The organism is Streptomyces sp. NPDC104313 (genome assembly GCF_055583985.1).
Map to the genome: position 1 here is coordinate 73,761 of NZ_JBVJMW010000018.1, position 17,751 is coordinate 91,511.

Consider the following 17,751-nt stretch of genomic DNA (forward strand, 5'->3'; position numbering starts at 1 on the left):
CGTACGGGACCGGAAGCTACCGCCGGGCGGGTCAGGTGACCAGAGGCGCGACGCGCCCCGGACCGGGCGTCAGGTGCTGAGCACCAGATAGGCGAGGGTGAAGGACGAGCGGTAGCCGCCGTAGTAGCCCGTGCGGCGGGCGTCGACCTCGGCCGTCACCTCGGTGTGCAGCGGATGGTCCGGGTGTTCCAGCGCCCAGCGCTGCCCGCGCCCGATCGGGCCCTCGGATTCGAAGAGGTCCCATTCGCGCTCGTCGGCGACGGTGACCTGGAGCGCGCGCAGCCCGACGGATTCCGCCAGCCGGATCAGCTCCGGCAGCGACCCGAAGTCCCCGGGCCCGGCTCCGATGCCCTCCAGCGCGGCGGGGGTCGGTTCCTTCAGCCAGATCCCCTCGCCGAACAGGACCCGTCCGCCGGGGCGCACGGTGGCGGCGAGGGCGGTGAGGGCCTCCCGGGTCGTGCCGGGCCAGGCGTGCGAGGAGCCGATGGAGACGGCGAGGTCGTATCCGCCCCCGGCCCACTCGGCGGCGGGCACCCCGTGGAACCGCACGCGGCCCGTGAGCCCTCGCTCCCCGGCGAGCTTGCGCCCGCGCGCCACGGCGGCCGGGTCGGTCTCGACGCCGTCCCCGGTGGAGCCGGGCGCGGACTCGACGAGCCGCATCAGCAGCTCGCCCCAGCCGGAGCCGAGATCGACGATCCGCGATCCGGGAGCGGGGTCGCAGGCGGCGACCAGCCGGGCCGCGTGCTCCTCGGAGAGCGGGGTGTTCCAGGTGAGGCGGTCGTTACCGGCGGCGGACACGATGGCGCGGACTTCTTCGGCGGACATGAGGAGGGAGCCTGGCACGGGGGTCAGGCTCCCTGCCAGTGGGTTACGGGCGGCCTCGGCGATAGATCTCGCTGAGATCCACGTCGATCGGGAACGGGACGTCGAGGTTCATCTTCTTGCGGTGGATTCCGGTGGGCGTGTACGTGTCCGTCGCCGGGTCGAGCTCGTAGACGTAGACGACAGGCAGGTCATCGGCTCCCTGCTCGACCCGCCAGAAGTGCCTCACTCCGGCCTCGGCGTACTTGCGCGGTTTCACACCCCGGTCGCGGTCCTCGGAGTCGGGCGACACGACCTCGACGGCAAGAACGACGTCCTCCGGTGCGTACCAGGTCTGGTCGGCGCCTGTGTCCGCCTCAGCCCGATAGACCAGCAGGTCGGGCTCCGGACGGTTCCTCCGGTCCAGCCTGATGGTCATCTCCCGGTCGACGTCCAGATCCGCGGGAACGTGCGCGAGAAGAGCCGATTCCAGCAGCCACATGGCTCGTGTGTGGAACTTGCGCTGCGGACTCATGAAGACGAGACTCCCGTCGATCAGCTCGGTGTGGGGCGGGAGGCCCGGAATCCGGTCGAGGTCGTCCGCCGTCCAGCCGCCCTCCGGCGGAACGGGCCACCGGTACGGCTCCTGCTCCTCAAGCTCGGGCTTGGGTGCGGCGCTCATGATTACTCCCATACGCCGAAGTCTCGTCTCTTCACTCAGCGTACCCATCCGATACGACAATGCCGCCGCCCAAACGAATGAGCGACGGCATCGGCGTTGACTCGGGAGAGCCCTACGGGCTCGCCGGGAGCGGGAAGGTCACTCCCACTCGATCGTCCCCGGCGGCTTGCTGGTGACGTCGAGGACGACGCGGTTGACGTCGGCGACCTCGTTGGTGATGCGGGTGGAGATCTTCGCCAGCGTCTCGTACGGCAGGCGCGACCAGTCGGCCGTCATGGCGTCCTCGGAGGAGACCGGGCGCAGCACGATCGGGTGGCCGTAGGTGCGGCCGTCGCCCTGGACACCGACCGAGCGGACGTCGGCGAGGAGGACCACCGGGCACTGCCAGATGTCGCGGTCCAGGCCGGCCGCCGTCAGCTCCTCGCGGGCGATGGCGTCGGCGTCGCGGAGCAGGTCCAGGCGCTCCTTGGTGACCTCGCCGACGATGCGGATGCCGAGGCCGGGGCCGGGGAACGGCTGGCGCTGGACGATCTCCTCGGGGAGGCCCAGCTCCTGGCCGACCATGCGGACCTCGTCCTTGAACAGCTGGCGCAGCGGCTCGACGAGCTGGAACTCGATGTCGTCGGGGAGACCGCCGACGTTGTGGTGGGACTTGATGTTGGCGGTGCCGGTGCCGCCGCCGGACTCGACGACGTCCGGGTAGAGCGTGCCCTGGACGAGGAAGGCGACCTCGGGTCCGTCCTCCTGGAGGATCTCCAGCTGGGCCTGCTCGAACACGCGGATGAACTCGCGGCCGATGATCTTCCGCTTCTGCTCCGGATCGGAGACCCCGGCCAGGGCGTCGAGGAAGCGCTTCTGTGCGTCGACCACCTTCAGCTTCGCGCCGGTCGCGGCGACGAAGTCCTTCTCGACCTGCTCGGTCTCGCCCTTGCGCATCAGCCCGTGGTCGACGTACACGCAGGTCAGCTGGGAGCCGATGGCCTTCTGGACGAGGGCCGCGGCGACCGCGGAGTCCACACCGCCGGAGAGGGCGCAGATGGCGCGCTTGTCGCCGACCTGCTCGCGGATGAGCGCGGTCTGCTCCTCGACCACGTTGGTCGTGGTCCAGTTCGGCTCGATCCCCGCGCCGCGGTAGAGGAAGTGCTCCAGGACCTGCTGACCGTGGGTCGAGTGCATGACCTCCGGGTGGTACTGGACGCCGTAGAGCTTCTTCTCGTCGTTCTCGAAGGCGGCGACCGGCACGACGTCGGTGGACGCGGTGACGGTGAAGCCCTCGGGGGCCGCCGAGCAGGCGTCGCCGTGCGACATCCACACCGGCTGCTCGGTGGGTGTGCCCTCGAAGAGCGTCGAGCCCGCCTTGGAGACGTGCAGCGGGGTGCGGCCGTACTCACGGGCCCCGTTGTCGTCGACCGTGCCGCCGAGCGCGGTCGCCATCAGCTGGAAGCCGTAGCACATGCCGAAGACGGGGACCCCGGCCTCGAAGAGCGCGCGGTCCAGGGAGGGCGCGTCCTTCGCGTACACCGACGAGGGGCCGCCGGAGAGGATGATCGCGCGCGGGTTCTTCGCCAGCATCTCGGCCACCGGCATGGTGGACGGGACGATCTCGCTGTAGACCCGGGCCTCACGGACACGGCGGGCGATGAGCTGGGCGTACTGCGCGCCGAAGTCGACGACGAGGACCACGTCGGCCGTGGCGTCGGGGGCGGCGGGGGGTGCTGCTGGCACGGGGCGGCCTTCCGGCGGTGGTGAAGGGGGGTCGGTTCTTCCGATTCTACCGGCCGTGCGCGGACCCTTGGCCGGGCCGGTGACGGGGGCGGACACGCCAGGACCGGCACGTGGCGCGTCTCACGATCCGGGCCCCGTTTTGTCGGCCCTGCCGGAGCGGGGCCATACTGTGCCCCATGCGTCAGCACACGACCTTCGTCTTTACCTATGGCATCCGGCCCGCCGGCTGCCATGGTCGTGCTGCTTGAGCTACTGACAAGCAACGTTCCAGGCGCCCCGGGCCGACAGGCCCGGGGCGTCTCGCGTGTCCGGGTCCATCGCTCGGGGGGCCGCCACCCCACCGGGAGTCACCACCATGAGCAGCACCACCACCGCCGTCACCCCCGCCGAGCGGACCGGCGCCCACACCGACGAGGCCGCCGCCCTGATCGGCGGCGCCCGGGAGCGCATCGACACCCTCGACGACCGGATCATCGGTCTCGTCCAGGAACGGATGGCCGTCTCGGCGGTGATCCAGGAGGCCCGGATCACCTCGGGCGGCCGTCGGGTCAACCTCTCCCGGGAGACGGCCGTGCTCGGCCACTACAGGGACGCGCTGGGCAAGCCGGGCACCGCGCTGGCCATGACGCTCCTGGAGCTGTGCCGCGGCCGGGTGTGAGCGCCCCGGCCGGGGCGGACTGCCTCGCGGGGGTTCTGCGGGAGCCTCGCGGGGGTCCTGCGGGAGCCTCGCGAGACTCTCTTCGAGGGAACGGTTCTCCGCTTGCCGGACAGGGGCCGTATCTGCGTTCGGGCCCGTCTCACCCGTACGGCGCGTGACCGGGAGCGCTGTGCCTTCGTTGGTCCTGATGTCCGCGCCGGCCAGGGGCGGCATCGGCAGGAACCACGCGTGGCTCCGCCGGGACGTGTGACGTACCTCAGGTACGTCGTGGGACCACGACTCGGCGTATGTGACCGGTCCGCAGGGGACAGCAGTCCGGTCACCCCATATGCGGCCGAACCCGGGGACGCCCGGGTCGGCCGCATCGGAACGTCGTCCGGGCCGGGCCCGTCCCCTTCGCCGCCTCGTCTCCCTCGGCCGGTCAGGCGCTCTGCCCGGCGGCCCGCCGCCGTGCGGCCGTGAACAGCACCAGGCCCGCCGCCAGCGCCGCGGCGGCCATGCCCGAGGCGATCAGGGCGATCGATCCCGTAGAGGCGAGGCCGCCCCCGCCGCCGGAGCCCGCGGTCGTACCCGCCGAGCCGCCGGACGTGGTGGACGCCGAGGATCCGGAGGTGGCGGACGACGGGCTCTCCTCCGGGTCCGGGGCCGAGGTCGGCGGGGCGGACGGTTCGCCGGAGCCGCCGCCGGCACCGTCCGTGGTGCCACCGGAGTCGGACCCCTCGCCCTCGCCGTTCAGGACGAGATGCGCGGTGTTGTTGGCGGGCTTCGGGTCGAACGGCAGCTTCGGATTCTGCGGCCAGGTGCTGCGGACGGTCACCTCGCCGCTCGCGCCGATCAGGGCCTCGTCGATCCGCAGTTCGAAGGGCAGGTCGAGGCCGCCGTCGTCCCGCACGGTCATGGAGGTGTGGCAAAGGTAGCGCGGCGCGGGGCTCCCCTGGTCCTCGCGGTCCTTCCCATCGGCGGTCACCGCGCGGCAGCGGTCCGGCTTCGCGGTGACCGAAGCGCCCTGCGGGACGGTGAAGTCGACGGTGGCGACGTCCTCGCCGGAGCGGAGGTAACCGATCCAGGCCGGGCCCTTGTTGCGGAAGCCGATGTCTGCCTTCACCGTGTCGCCCTCGGCTCCGGACACCTGGTCGCCGTAGGCCACGAAGTCGGCCGTGTTCTTCGTACGGAAGTCGGCCTCCTGCTGGTTGTCCCACGGGGCGAGGTCCCCGCCCCGTGCGGTCGCGCCCTTCTTCCGCGGGTCCTTCACCGGGACGGCCCTCAGCACGGGGCCCGCGCCGCGCGCGAAGGGGGCGCCCGCGCGCTGCGCCTCGCGCTGGGCGGCGCCGTCCTCGTGAATGCGGTAGACGAAGGTGTCGTAGAAGGCGCGGGTGGTGGCCTCGATGGTCAGCGGGGTCTCCAGGGTGTACGTCTCGCCCACCTCGAAGGAGCCCGGGACCGAGCAGAGAGCGGTGGTCCAGCCGACGCCGGGGACGCCCGGGTCGTCCTCGGTGTACTCGCAGTTGGAGTAGCGCTGCGGTAGGTCGAGGCCGCGGGAGTACAGCAGGGTGAGCAGGACGCCGTCGGCCGCCCGGGTGCCCCGGTTGGCGAAGGTGATCGGGGCCTGCTGCTCGTCGCCCGGGTTCAGCTCCTGGTCGAAGGGGAGCTGCTCCATGACAAGGTCGGGGCCGCCGACCGTGAGCCGGGTGGTGAACGGGGTGAAGGTCACGCCCTGCGCCGCGCCGGTCACCGTGATCGTGCCGGTGTCCCCGGCCTCGCTGCCCTCGGCGGCGGTGACCGTGAGGTCCGCGACGCTCTGGAGGCCGGGCCAGATGCCCCAGTCCTCGCAGACGGCCTTCGTACCCGTGATCTCGCAGTCCGGGCCGGACTCGCCGTCGAACGCCACGTCGGCGACGCCCTCGACACCGCCGAGATCGAAGGTGAGGGTGAAGTCGCCCCCGTAACCGCCGTTCCCCTCGTCCTGCGACGGGTTGTTGACGGTGATCCCGACCGTGGCCCCCTCCGGTGCGCCGCTCTCCGGGAACGGGTGCAGGGCGGTCCCGGCGGGCCCGCCGAGGGTGAACACCGGGGGGCCGGCGGCCTGTGCCGGGGCGGCCGCCCCGGCGAGCGAGACCGTGGCCAGCAGGCCCGCGGCGGTGAGAGAGCCGGCCGCACGGCGCAGCGCGGACCTCGGGAAGAAGGGTGTCATCGGGAACCTCTGGGACTCGGCAGGAGCTGTCTGACTGCTGTGACAGTTGTCGCGGTACGGGTTCGACCGCGCAGCTCACCGAACAGTTGCCCGGAGAATGATCACGGATTGGGTACGGGTGTGTTCCCGACGCCCTTCACGTCCGCCCCGGCCTCCGCCGTCCCCTTGGGTGGCACCACGGGAATGCCCAGGAACGGCAGCTTCAGCGCGCCGAACGCCTCCTTCGGCACGGCCGGTGCGAGCGGCTCGACGGGGGTGAGCCGCTCGTAGGCATCGCCCTGCTCCGGGCGAGGGTCCGCCTCGCCCTTGTTGGGCCAGAAGGACATCGCGCGCTCGGCCTGGGCGGTGATGGTCAGCGAGGGGTTGACGCCGAGGTTGGCGGAGACCGCGGAGCCGTCGACGACGCTGATGCCGGGGTGGCCGTAGAGGCGGTGGTACGGGTCGATGACGCCCTCGTCGGCGTTCGCGCCGATCGGGCAGCCGCCGAGGAAGTGGGCGGTGAGCGGGGTCCCCATCAGCTCGCCGACGTTGGAGCCGGCGAAGCCGTTGATCTCCTCGGCGAGCAGGGTGGCGCTGTGGGTGGCCTCCGGTATCTGGGTCGGGTTGGGCGCGCCGTGGCCCTGGCGGGCGGTGAGCAGGCCCTTGCCGATGCCGCCCGGTTTGCGGTACGTCGTCAGGGAGTTGTCGAGCGACTGCATGACCAGTCCGATGATCGTGCGCTCGGACCAGTGACGGTTGGAGAGCGAACGGGCGGCGAGGGTGGGGTGCTTGACCATGTTGGCGAGCCAGCCGCGCACCCGGTGGGCCCCGTAGGGGACCTGGAGTATCGACATCGCGCCCATGGCGTTGGAGCCCTTGCCGTAGCGGACGGGCTCGATGTGGGTGTGGTCGTCCGGGTGGATCGAGGAGGTGATCGCGACGCCCTGCGAGAAGTCGGCCTTCGCCGTGCCGTGCTTCTTGCGGTAGCGGCGATCGCTGGTCTGGGAGCCCACCAGAGCCTCGGAGTTGGTACGGGTCAGCTCGCCGAGCCTCGCGGAGAGCCGGGGCAGCAGACCCCGGTCCTTCATGGTGTGCAGCAGGGTCTGGGTGCCGTACGTTCCGGCGGCGACGACGACCTCGCGGGCGCGCAGCTTCGTGGGCTTCGCCCTGCGGCGGCGGTCGGTGGGGACGGTGAGGACCCGGTAGCCGCCCTCGGGGTCGTCGGTGACCGCGACGACGGAGGTCATCGGGTGGATGGCCGCCCCGGCCTTCTCGGCGAGGTGGAGGTAGTTCTCGTTGAGGGTGTTCTTGGCGCCGTGGCGGCAGCCCGTCATGCACTCGCCGCACTCGGTGCAGGCCTTACGGGCGGGGCCCGCGCCGCCGAAGTACGGGTCGGGAACGGTGGAGCCTGGCCCGGCCTTCGCGGTGCCGTCGGCGTCCTTGCCGTCGCCGAAGAAGACGCCGACCGGGGCCAGGTGGAAGGTGTCGCCGACGCCCATGGCCTCGGCGGCGGCCCTGAGATGGATGTCGGAGGGGGTCATGGTCGGGTTGAGGCGGACCCCGAGCATGCGCCGGGCCTGGTCGTAGTACGGCTTCAGCTCGTCCTGCCAGTCGGTGATCGAGGCCCACTGCCGGTCCGCGAAGAACGGGGCCGGCGGCACGTACAGCGTGTTGGCGTAGTTGAGCGATCCGCCGCCGACACCGGCCCCGGCGAGCACCATGACCTTGCCGAGGAGGTGGACCCGCTGGACGCCGAAGAGGCCGAACGCGGGGGCCCAGAGGTAGTTCTTGAGGTCCCAGGAGGTCTTGGGGAGGGTGGCGGGGGTGAAGCGGCGGCCCGCCTCCAGGATCCCGACCCGGTAGCCCTTCTCGGTCAGCCGGAGCGCCGACACCGCGCCCCCGAAGCCCGATCCGACGACCAGGACGTCGTAGTCGTACGCGGCGTCGTCCTCAGCCGGAACAGGGCTCGCCGACGCGGGGCTCGCCGGAACGGGGCTCGCCTGAAAGGAGTTCGCCGACGCGGGGCTCACGACCTGTTTCTGGGCAGGGCTGTCCTGGGACATGGCACTCCTCGGAACGGAATCGGTACGAAAAGGGCGGACGTCGCGGCGGTCTCCGGGGCGTTCAGCGCAGCCGGAAAGCCTTCATCGCCTTGAGGCCGCTGGTCATGAGCGCGGCGTACTTCTCGTCGTCCATCCCGAAGGCGGGCGCGAGCGGCATCAGCCGCTGCTGGGCGACGGTCTGTGCCTCGGTGTACTTGAGGATGCCCTCGGAGCCGTGCCGTCGGCCGAGGCCGGACTCCTTCATGCCGCCCATCGGGGACTGGACGCTGCCGTAGGCGGGGGCGAACCCCTCGTTGATGTTGACGGTGCCGGTGCGCAGCCGGGCCGCGACCTGGTGACCGCGCCGGGAGTCGGTGGTCCAGACGCTGGAGTTGAGGCCGTACGGGGTGGCGTTGGCCAGCGCGATCACCTCGTCCTCGTCGCTGAAGCGGTAGATCGAGACGACCGGCCCGAAGGTCTCCTCGGTGCAGACGGCCATCGGGGCCTCCACCCCGTCGAGGATGGTCGGTTCGTAGAACAGCGGGCCGATGTCGGGGCGGGCGACGCCACCGGCGACCACCTTCGCGCCCTTCTCGACGGCCTCGTCGACGTGGCGCGTGACGGCCTCCAGCTGGCGTTCGCCGACGAGGGAGCCCATGTCGGCCCCGTAGGCCAGGGCGTTGCCGAGCCGCATGGCCTTCGTCCGGGTGGCGAAGCGCTCCACGAAGTCGTCGGCGACGGACTCATGGACGTACAGCCGCTCGATGGAGATACAGAGCTGCCCGGCGGAGGAGAAGCAGGCGCGGACGGCTCCGGCGGCTGCCTTCTCGACGTCGGCGTCCTTCAGTACGAGCATGGCGTTCTTGCCGCCGAGCTCCAGGGAGACGCCGACCAGCCGGGACGCGGCGCCCACGGCGACCTCGCGGCCGGTGCGGGTGGAGCCGGTGAAGGAGACGTAGTCGGCGTGGCTGACGACCTCGGGTCCCACGACGGGGCCCTCGCCGAGGACCACCTGGAAGACCTCGGCGGGCAGTCCGGCCTCGATCAGCAGGTCGCGGGCCCACAGGGCGGTGAGCGCGGTCTCCGTGTCGGGCTTCATCACGACGGCGTTGCCGGAGACGAACGCGGGCAGCGCGTCACCCACGGAGAGTTCGAGCGGGTAGTTCCAGGGGGCGATCTGGCCGACGACGCCGCGCGGCTGGCGCAGCTCGGTGACCTTGGTGAGGATCGGGACGACGCCGGTGTGGCGGCGGGGCTTGAGGTAGGCGGCGGCCTTGCGACCGTAGTGGCGGGCGGCGATGGCGATGGCCTGCACCTCCTCGTGGGCGTGCAGGCGGGCCTTGCCGGTCTCCAGCTGGATGAGGTCGAGGACCTCGGACTGGCGGCTGAGGACGAGGTCGTGGAAGCGCAGCAGGACGGCGGCCCGCTGCCGTACGGGGACGGCGGCCCAGACCGGCTGGGCGGCGCGGGCCCGGTCGAAGGCGGTGGCGACGTCCTCGGGGGTGGACTCGGGCAGGTCGGCCAGCTTCTCCCCGGTGAAGGGGGTGTGGTTGGCCGTGCGGCCCGACCCGACGACGCCGCGGGTCAGCTGGGCGATCACCTCGGGGGTGACCACGTCGGCGGCGGTACGCACCCCGGCGGGGGCGACCGCCACGGGGTTCGTACCGAGTGGGGCGTCAGGGGCCTGCGAGTCCGTCATGAGGCCGAGAGTATGTCCAGCCGGAGTCTTTGGGTACCCGTGGGTAACAGTTTTTCACAGGACCCGCCACCCCTGCCGCCCCTCTCCCCGAACGAGCCAGTGATCGCTGGCGGCATAAGCGCTGATCAGTGGCTATACGGTCGGCCGCCCTGCGGCGGACGGCGGGCGCTCGGCGGACGGCGGGCGCTCGGCGCGGTCCTTGCGGATCAGCCGCATGACGGGCGTGCCGAACGCGCCCGCGCCGCGGGCGGACACCTGCGGCACGGCAGGCACCTGCGACTCGGCAGGCACCTGCGACTCGCGGACACCTGCGGCACGGCAGGCACCTGCGGCACGGCGGACAGCGCGGCCCGGAGGTTGCCGGGGTGTGCGAGCGGCGGTACGGGGACATGCCCAGCCCGCCGCGTACAGCACACCGCCCGGCGACCACTGGTCCGACTCCGGGCCCGGGCGCGGCATCGGGCTGTTGCCTGACGGCACTCTCACTGCCGCGTGCTCGGTGCGCTCCAACTGCGCAGCATGATGTCGAACTTCTCGCGGCTGGCCTCCCAGCCCTCCTGCGGGGCCGTCAGATACAGCGCGTACTCGGGGCCGCCGGGACCGCCGTAGTACAGCTGGTCGATCCCGTGCCGGGGCCCCGGGTGGTCCTTGGTCTCGTTCCAGGTGAACTCCCAGAGGGCGCCCGGCCGGTCGCGGAAGGTGTTCTTCTCCATCCCGATCCGCTGATAGCCCGGCAGCCGCTCGGAGAGCTGCTCCTCCATGTTCTCCATGTGCAGATACGGATGGCCGAAATCCGGGTCCGGGTCGATACTGATGCGGATCCGGTGGGCCCCGTCGTCCGGCGTGTAGTCGATCTGGCCCTCCTGGACCTGCCGTGTCCAGTCCTTCGGCACGACCAGGCTGAACCCCGCCGGGTCCTCGACCCGGTGCCAGCCGTCGGGTATCTCCGCTGTCCCCTCCGAAGAGACGGCCGGCTCCGGGGAGGTCTGCTCCGCGGACGGCGTGCGGCCGGCGACCGTACCGCCACTGGTGGAGCCGGGGGCGTCCCAGCTCCCCACGTACTTCATCGCGAACAGCCCGGCCGCGCCCCCCAGGACGGCCGCGGCGACGACCACGACCAGCACCGTGCGCCAGCGGGATCCGGCGCGCCGGGTCACCGGGGCAGGGGCGGTGGCCGGGGCGGTGGCGTCCGGGCCGGGGGCGGGCGGCGTTGTGGTGGGGGTCGCCCCGGGCAGCCGGGCGGTGGTGCCGTCGGCGCCGTTCGGACCGCCGGGACCGTCCGCGTCCTGGTTGGCGTACCGGGCGTCCTCGGGGATGCGCTGCGTCGGTACGTGCGCCTGGGCGGCGCGGGGTTCGCGGCCGTCCATGGCGTCCAGCAGCATCTGCTCGGTCCGGTCGGCCGTGGGCCGGTCCTCCGGGTCCTTGCGCAGCAGTGCGGTGATCACGGCGCCGAGCGGACCGGCGTTGACCGGGGCCGGCGGCTCCTCGGTGACGACGGCCTGCATGGTGGAGATCGGGGACGTACGGCGGAACGGGGAGATCCCCTCGACCGCCGTGTACAGCGTCGCGCCCAAGGACCAGAGGTCGGAGGCCGGTCCCGGGTCGCCGCCGCGTACCCGTTCCGGGGCCAGGTAGTCGATGGAGCCGACCAGTTCGCCGGTACGGGTGATGGTGGCGTCGCCCTCGATCGCGGCGATCCCGAAGTCGGTCAGCAGTACCTGCCCGTCGCGCGCCAGCAGCACGTTGCCGGGCTTGACGTCGCGGTGCAGCACCCCGGCCGCGTGCGCGGCGCGCAGGGCGCTCAGGACGTGCAGCCCGATGCGGGCCGCCTCGCGCGGGGCGACCTCGCCGCTCTCCTTGGCCGCGTCGGCGAGCGAGGGCCCGTCGACGTACTGCATGACGATCCAGGGGCGGTTGTCGTACTCGATCACGTCGTGGACGGTGACGACGCCCGGGTGCGTGATGCGCGCCGCCGCCCTCGCCTCCTTCTGTGTTCTCGCGTGCAGGACGAGCCGGTCGGCCTCGGCGACGTACAGCCCGGCGGTCAACTCCTTGACGGCGACCGTGCGGTGCAGCACCTCGTCGTGGGCGCGCCAGACCTTGCCCATGCCTCCCCGGCCGAGGACGTCGCCCAGCCGGTAGCGCCCCGCCAGAACCAGTCCCGCGTCCGTGCCCTGTGATCGATCCACGTGATGTCCCCGCCCCGTTCCTCGGATTGCCAGATTACGGAGGCGGAGCGGGGAGACGGAACCGGGGATCGCCCACGAGACCGCACTGTGATGGTTGTCGTCGCCACGCAACACCCGCTGCCGGACCGCTGCGATGACGTGCGGTCAGGCGGGCGCCGGGAGCGGCCGGGCGATGACATGGGAGCGGTCGGGCGGGCACGTGCGCGCGATCGGGTGTGACCGGCGGTCAGGTGACCCGGTACGAGGCGATGGCCTGCTCGTAGATCTCGGTGACCCTGTCCCGGCCGCTCTCGGGCCCGATGACCTGGATGACGTGGTACCTGCCGTCGACGATCATGGCGAGATTACGGACGAACACCTCGCGCCCGCCGCTCTCCTGCCAGGTGAACTGCCCCTCGGCCATGGCCTGCCTGCCGACGTCGACCCGGCGCAGTCCCGACGAGGAGGACCAGCTGGAGTCGCGGAACGGCTGGAGCTCGGGCTCCTTGTCCCGCTGGTAGTCCAGCGGATCGCCGCCCCCCGCCTTCACCGTGTCCCGGCCGGGCACCACGAGCAGGGTGAACCCGTCGCTGCCGTAGCGGATCTGCCGGTCCGCGTTGGCGGGGCTGCGCTGCCAGTCCTTCGGTACGCCGATCTCGAAGCCCTCCGGGTCCTCGCGGAGCGCGTAGCCGGGGGCGAGCGCCACGGCGGACCGGCTGGTCTGCGGCTGCTGGGAGCCGGGATCGGCGGGCCCGTCCGCCGAGGCGGACGGGTCGGGCTCCCCCGAGGCGGCGGGCGGTGCGGCGGAGCCGGCGGGCGACGTCGGCGCTCCACCGTCCCTGCCCGGCTCCTGCTTCGGCAGGAACATCACCGCGTACGCGACGGCCGCGGCCATCAACAGCAGGATGAGGACGAGCAGCAGCCTGCCCAGACTGCGGGGGGAGGAGGACTCCTCACCGCGGCGCGGCGGTTCCCGCAGCACCCGGGGCCCCTTGGGCGCACGCGGTGCGCGGGCCGGGCGCTCCTCCTCCCAGGCCTCGACGGGCATCCGCGCGGACCGGTCGGGCGGCAGCAGCGACTCCTGCCGGTCCCGCTGCTTGCCGCCGCCGCGTTGCTTCGGCGGCTGCTGGGGCTTGCCCTGGCGGTGTCTGCCATGTGCCGCGCCGCCGCCGAAACGGCCCCGGCGCCGGCGGACCAGCTCGCCCCTGCGGCGTACGACGGGGAGCCGGGTGGCGTCGGGCGCGGGCAGCGGCACGACGTCGGCGCCCGCCTCCGGCTCCGGCGCGGAGCGCACCAGCGAGCGCAGCCAGCCGCGCAGCTCCTCGAAGTCCGGCCGCTCCGTGGGGTCCTGGCGCAGCAGGGACTCGACGACGGGCCGCAGCGGACCGCACTCCTCCGCGAAGGCGGGCGGCTCCCCGCACACCATCTGGACGAGCTCGGCCGCGTTCTCCTCGGGGTAGGGAGCGTGGCCCTGGACGGCACGGTAGAGCAGTGCGCCGAGCGCCCACAGGTCGGTGGAGGGGCCGATCGGCGGCGCGAGCTGCCAGTTCTCGTGGACCGGGCCCGCCTGCTCGGGGGCCCAACGCTCGGTGACGGCTCCGACGACGGCGATCCGCGCCTGGCGGGCGCGTTCGGCGGCGAGCGGGGTGGCGGGGCCCCGGTAGACGGCGGGCTCGTCGCCGCCCGCGACGGCTTCTTCCCAGGCCCGGTGGGCGGCTCGCCCGTCCCGGGGCGCGGTGCGGGCGAGCTGCCTGGGTGCCGGGGCCGGCGGGCCGGGCCGCCGGGAGTCGGCGCGCAGCGCGTCCTCACCGGAGCCGCCCGCGGAGACGGGCCGCGCACCGGGCCCGTCGTCCCAGGTCCCGGCGAGGTGCACGCGGCGGCCGGGCGGCCGGGGGCCGTCCTCGTCGTCCTCGTCGTCCTCGTCGTCGTAGGGGTCCTCGGTGGGGGCTCCCCAGGGGGCGGTCTGCCTGGAGAGCTCGGGGGCGTCCGGGGCCGGGGCGCCGGGCGCCGGGCGCCGCGGCGGGAGGATGCCGGTGTCGGTATCCTCGTCCGCTCCGGTTCCGGCTTCGGATTCGGTTCCGGCTTCGGTGATGCCGTTGGTGCTGTAGGTGCCGCTGGTGCTCGGGGCGGGAGCGCGCCCTTCCGGCGGCGACTTCGTGAGGTCGGCCGGGGTGCGGTCGGTCTGCTGCCGGTCCTCGGTGACCCGGGCGGCGGCCCGTGCGCCCGCCCGGTAGGCGGCGATGGCTCCGGCGCGCGCGGCCCGCAGCTGGGCGGGGCTCGCGGCGCCCGGCTCGGCGGGGAGCGGCACAGCGCTGTACGGGGCGGCGGGGGCGGCGGGGCGCGGGACGATCTCCTGCCCGGCGTGCGACGCGAAGGGCTCGGCTTCCCGGCCCGGCGGCAGGTCGTAACGGTCGCCATGCCGGTCGTCGTCGTCCTGGCGCGGTACGTACCCCTGCGGCAACGACGGAACGGGAAGCCCTTGGCCCGCCCGGCCCAGCTGGTCCGCCCGGCCTTCGCCACCGTCGTCTTCGGCGTACTCCTGGACCTCCGCGTCCGCGTACTCCTCGACGTCCGCGTAGCCCTCGCCGTCCTCGACGGATCCGTAGCCCTCGACCGGTCCGTAGCCCTCGACCGCCGCGTACTCCGTTTCGCTCCTGGCCGGCGGAAGCACGTAGGTCCCGTCGAGCTCCCTCGACGGGGCGGCCTCGACGGCCGGGATGCCGTAGGTCGTGGGACCGGCCACCGGGTCGGTGTCGGGATCCGGTCCGGGGGCGTATCCGCAGAGCGCCTCCTCGGCGGCGCCCACCGCGAGACCGGTGAGCATGACGCGGCCGTCGTCGCACACCAGGACCGTGCGCACGGTGATGTTGCGGTGGGTCCAGCCGTGGGCGTGCAGCACCCGCAGGGCGGTGAGCACGTCGGAGCCGATCTCCGCCGCCCGGTAGGGGTTCAGGGGGCGTTCCGCGAGGAGCGCGGCGAGCGGGCGGGCCGCGACGAGCTCGCTCACTATCCACAACGATCCCGCTTCGGCGAACACGTCGAAGACCTGGTCGAGCCGGGGATGATCGGGCACCTGGGCGGCGGCCTGCGCGGCCTCGATCGCCCTCCGGACCGCCGGGTCCGTACTGCGGCGAACCGCTCGCCCGGCGGCGCGTCCGGACGCCGACGGCCGACCGTCGGCGTCGAGCACCTCCGCGTCCACGATCTCCGGCAACGGCACCTGGCGGACCAGGACCTCCTGTCCGCTGTATGTGTCGAACGCCCGGGTCTCGGCCAGTTCGTACCCATCGGACGGGGGCAGCGGAAGGCGGTAGCGGTCGGCAAGCACCCGACCCGCGTAGTCGTCCACGACGCCTCCCCAGAGCGCGCTCTTCCCCCCGGTCACCGGAGGCGCACCCATCCGTCAGTCACGGTCATTCGGTGGACAATTGACCCGCCGTCGCGGCTGCGTACGGTCTCCGGCCTCTTACGATACGTGGCAACGCGGGCCGACGGGCCTGGTCGCGCCAACCCGGTCCGCACAAACGTTTCCCATCGACCGGTCAGGGCGTGCCCGACGGGTCGACGGGCGTGCCGGGCGGTCAGCCCTGGACGTTGCGGACACCCGGTTCCGGAGGTGCCGGGCGGTCAGTCCGTGGGCGTGAACGTGGCGAACGCCGTTTCCCGCAGCGTCCGGCACCCGGCGCCGTCCCACTCGTCCACCTTGCAGCTGATCATGATCGAGTAGCCGCGCCTGGCGTCCACCTTGAAGCCCCGGTTGAGCACCTTGACCCGGACGCCGTTGTGGTTGCGTTCGAACGTCCAGTCCGCGACGGTCGGGTAGCCGTTGTACTCGACCTTCTTTATGTCGCCGTGCTTGTAGCCGTCGCTGAGACCCCTGGCGCTCGCGACGGCCCCGCTCCAGGCGGCCGCCGCGTCGTCCTTGGGCGAGTTGTTGAAGTCGACCTGGACGCGGGGGAAGCTGCCCTGCTTGTCGTTGTAGATGCCGCCGGAGTTGCTGCCCGCGATGCCGGTGCGCTCGAAACCCTCGGGCATCGCCATGGTGAAGTGGAACCGGGTGTCGGTGGCCTTCTCGTACCCGGCGGGCAGAGCGTCGCCCGGGTCCGCCCCGTCACCCTTGGGGTCGTCGGAAGCGGAGTCGTCGGCGTCGGACGGGGCAGCGGAGGCCCGGCCGTCCTCGGTGCCGTGGCTCTCCTTCTGGCCGCCGCCCTTCGCACCGGCCGAACCGCCTTCGGTGCCGCCGCCCTTGTCGTCGGCGCCGCCGGCCGAGGCTCCGGCCGAGGTGGCCGTGGAGCCGCCGTTGTCCACGTCGTCACCGCCGAGAGTGAGCGCGAGGACCGTGCCGAGAATGGCCAGCGCGACAACGGCCGCGATGATCGCGAGGGTGCGGCGAGGCACCACATCGGTGATCGAGGCACGTGTGGACGCGACCGAGGACGGCGGACGCTGCCCGGGTACGGAAGCACGCGCCGCCGCTGCGGACTCCGGGCCTCCGACGGGTGCCGCGGCGGCTCCCTTCACGGTCGCCGGGGCGGACGCGGCGGGCGCCCGGGACTTCGCGCCCTGGCCGGAAGTCCCGGGCGGCGACGGGGGCTTGGGCGGTGCGGCGGGCGAGCCGCCGGCCGCGGCGGCCGGAGAACTCGCCGACGCCGCGGCGGCTCCCGCGGCCACCGCCGGGGTCTTCGCGTTACGCACGGAGCGCAGGGCTCCGCGCAGCCGGTCGCGGGAGCCGCCACCGGACTCGCCCGACCCGGTGGACTGCTTCGGCGACTTCGGGGCCTTGGGCTGCTTCGGCGTCCGCTTGACGAGGGGGTCGGCGGCGGGCGCCGACGGCAGCGCCATGATCTGGGTGGAGTCCGGAGGGGCCGGCGCGGGAACGTCGGGGGCGTTGATGACGTCGTTGAGCAACGCCCGCGCCCCGGCGTCGTCGAGCCGCTGGTCGGGATCCCGGGCGAGCAGCCCGTAGATGACCTCGGTGAGCGGACCGGCGTTCTTCGGCGGGTCGAGCGGTTCGGTCATCACGGCCGTCAGGGTGGCGATGGCCGAACCCTTGTCGTACGGCGGGCAGCCCTCGACGCTCGCGTACAGCAGTCCGCCGAGCGACCACAGGTCCGCGGGCGGGCCCGGCTTGTGACCGCGGGCCCGTTCCGGCGAGATGTACGAGGGGGCGCCGACGAGCATGCCGGTGGAGGTGACCGACGGGTCGCCCTCGACCTGGGCGATGCCGAAGTCGGTGAGCACGACGCGCCCGTCCTCGGCGATCAGCACGTTGGACGGCTTCACGTCGCGGTGCAGGATGCCCTCGCGGTGCGCCGAACGCAGCACGTCGAGGATGGCGAGCCCGACCTCGGCGGCCCGCCTCGGCGTCAGCGTGCCGTCCTCGCGGATCGCCTCGGCGAGCGACTTGCCCTCGATCAGTTCCATGACGATCCACGGGCGGTCGTCCTCGTCGACCACGTCGTAGACGGTCACCGCGCTGTTGTTGCGGATCCGTGCGATCGCCTTGGCCTCACGCAGGGTGCGCGTGATCAGCCGGCGCTTCTCGTCCTCGTCGATCGCCCCGGGGAACCGCAGTTCCTTGACCGCGACCGTGCGGCCGAGCGTCTCGTCGGCGGCGCGCCAGACCGTACCCATACCGCCCCGGCCGAGCACCTCACCGAGCCGGTAGCGCCCCGCGAGGAGGCGACCGTTCTTGTCCCGTTGGGGCTCCCGTGCCTGCTCCGCCTCCGACATGCGTCCCCTCTGCGATCAACCCGCCCTGGCAGAGCGTTCATTGTCCCTCACCCCGGGACCGGTCCTGGTGCCG

At 72.9% G+C, this 17,751-nt stretch carries 11 protein-coding genes; 1 reads left to right on the forward strand and 10 read right to left on the reverse strand.

The window, feature by feature from the left end; translation table 11 throughout:
- Positions 1 to 69: 69 nt before the first annotated feature.
- From ACZ60Q_RS31340 to guaA, 3 genes are all read right to left on the reverse strand, one after another.
- The gene (locus ACZ60Q_RS31340; protein WP_469640944.1) at positions 70 to 825 is read right to left on the reverse strand and encodes an SAM-dependent methyltransferase; all 756 of its coding nucleotides are present in this window, start codon (positions 823 to 825) and stop codon (positions 70 to 72) included.
- A gap of 43 nt (positions 826 to 868) precedes the next feature.
- Positions 869 to 1,483 carry a Uma2 family endonuclease gene (locus tag ACZ60Q_RS31345; RefSeq protein WP_469640945.1) on the reverse strand — a complete coding sequence of 205 codons (615 nt, stop codon included), beginning with the start codon at positions 1,481 to 1,483 and terminating at the stop codon, positions 869 to 871.
- A 138-nt stretch (positions 1,484 to 1,621) separates the two neighbouring features.
- Positions 1,622 to 3,208, reverse strand: coding sequence for a glutamine-hydrolyzing GMP synthase (gene guaA, locus ACZ60Q_RS31350; protein ID WP_469640946.1), 1,587 nt, complete (start codon positions 3,206 to 3,208; stop codon positions 1,622 to 1,624).
- A gap of 355 nt (positions 3,209 to 3,563) precedes the next feature.
- Here guaA and ACZ60Q_RS31355 point away from each other — a divergent pair, with 355 nt between their 5' ends.
- Entirely contained in the window at positions 3,564 to 3,866 is a 303-nt protein-coding gene (locus ACZ60Q_RS31355) for a chorismate mutase (protein ID WP_469640947.1), read from the forward strand.
- A gap of 421 nt (positions 3,867 to 4,287) precedes the next feature.
- Here ACZ60Q_RS31355 and ACZ60Q_RS31360 read toward each other — a convergent pair whose 3' ends face one another.
- From ACZ60Q_RS31360 to ACZ60Q_RS31390, 7 genes are all read right to left on the reverse strand, one after another.
- On the reverse strand, positions 4,288 to 6,057 hold the full coding sequence (locus ACZ60Q_RS31360; RefSeq protein ID WP_469640948.1) for a peptidase: 1,770 nt from the start codon (positions 6,055 to 6,057) through the stop codon (positions 4,288 to 4,290).
- 101 nt (positions 6,058 to 6,158) lie between these two features.
- A complete protein-coding gene (locus ACZ60Q_RS31365; RefSeq protein ID WP_469640949.1) occupies positions 6,159 to 8,099 on the reverse strand; it encodes a GMC family oxidoreductase N-terminal domain-containing protein in 1,941 nt (646 codons plus the stop codon).
- Positions 8,100 to 8,160: 61 nt separating this feature from the next.
- Positions 8,161 to 9,777: a succinic semialdehyde dehydrogenase gene (locus tag ACZ60Q_RS31370; protein ID WP_469640950.1), complete on the reverse strand. Its 1,617-nt coding sequence runs from the start codon at positions 9,775 to 9,777 to the stop codon at positions 8,161 to 8,163.
- Positions 9,778 to 9,909: 132 nt separating this feature from the next.
- Positions 9,910 to 10,041, reverse strand: coding sequence for a hypothetical protein (locus ACZ60Q_RS31375; protein WP_469640951.1), 132 nt, complete (start codon positions 10,039 to 10,041; stop codon positions 9,910 to 9,912).
- Positions 10,042 to 10,259: 218 nt separating this feature from the next.
- Positions 10,260 to 11,966 carry a serine/threonine-protein kinase gene (locus tag ACZ60Q_RS31380; protein WP_469640952.1) on the reverse strand — a complete coding sequence of 569 codons (1,707 nt, stop codon included), beginning with the start codon at positions 11,964 to 11,966 and terminating at the stop codon, positions 10,260 to 10,262.
- Between the two features lie 226 nt (positions 11,967 to 12,192).
- The gene (locus ACZ60Q_RS31385) at positions 12,193 to 15,294 is read right to left on the reverse strand and encodes a protein kinase (protein WP_469640953.1); all 3,102 of its coding nucleotides are present in this window, start codon (positions 15,292 to 15,294) and stop codon (positions 12,193 to 12,195) included.
- Between the two features lie 278 nt (positions 15,295 to 15,572).
- Positions 15,573 to 17,678, reverse strand: a complete 2,106-nt coding sequence (locus tag ACZ60Q_RS31390) for a serine/threonine-protein kinase (protein ID WP_469640954.1) — start codon at positions 17,676 to 17,678, stop codon at positions 15,573 to 15,575.
- Positions 17,679 to 17,751 lie beyond the last annotated feature (73 nt).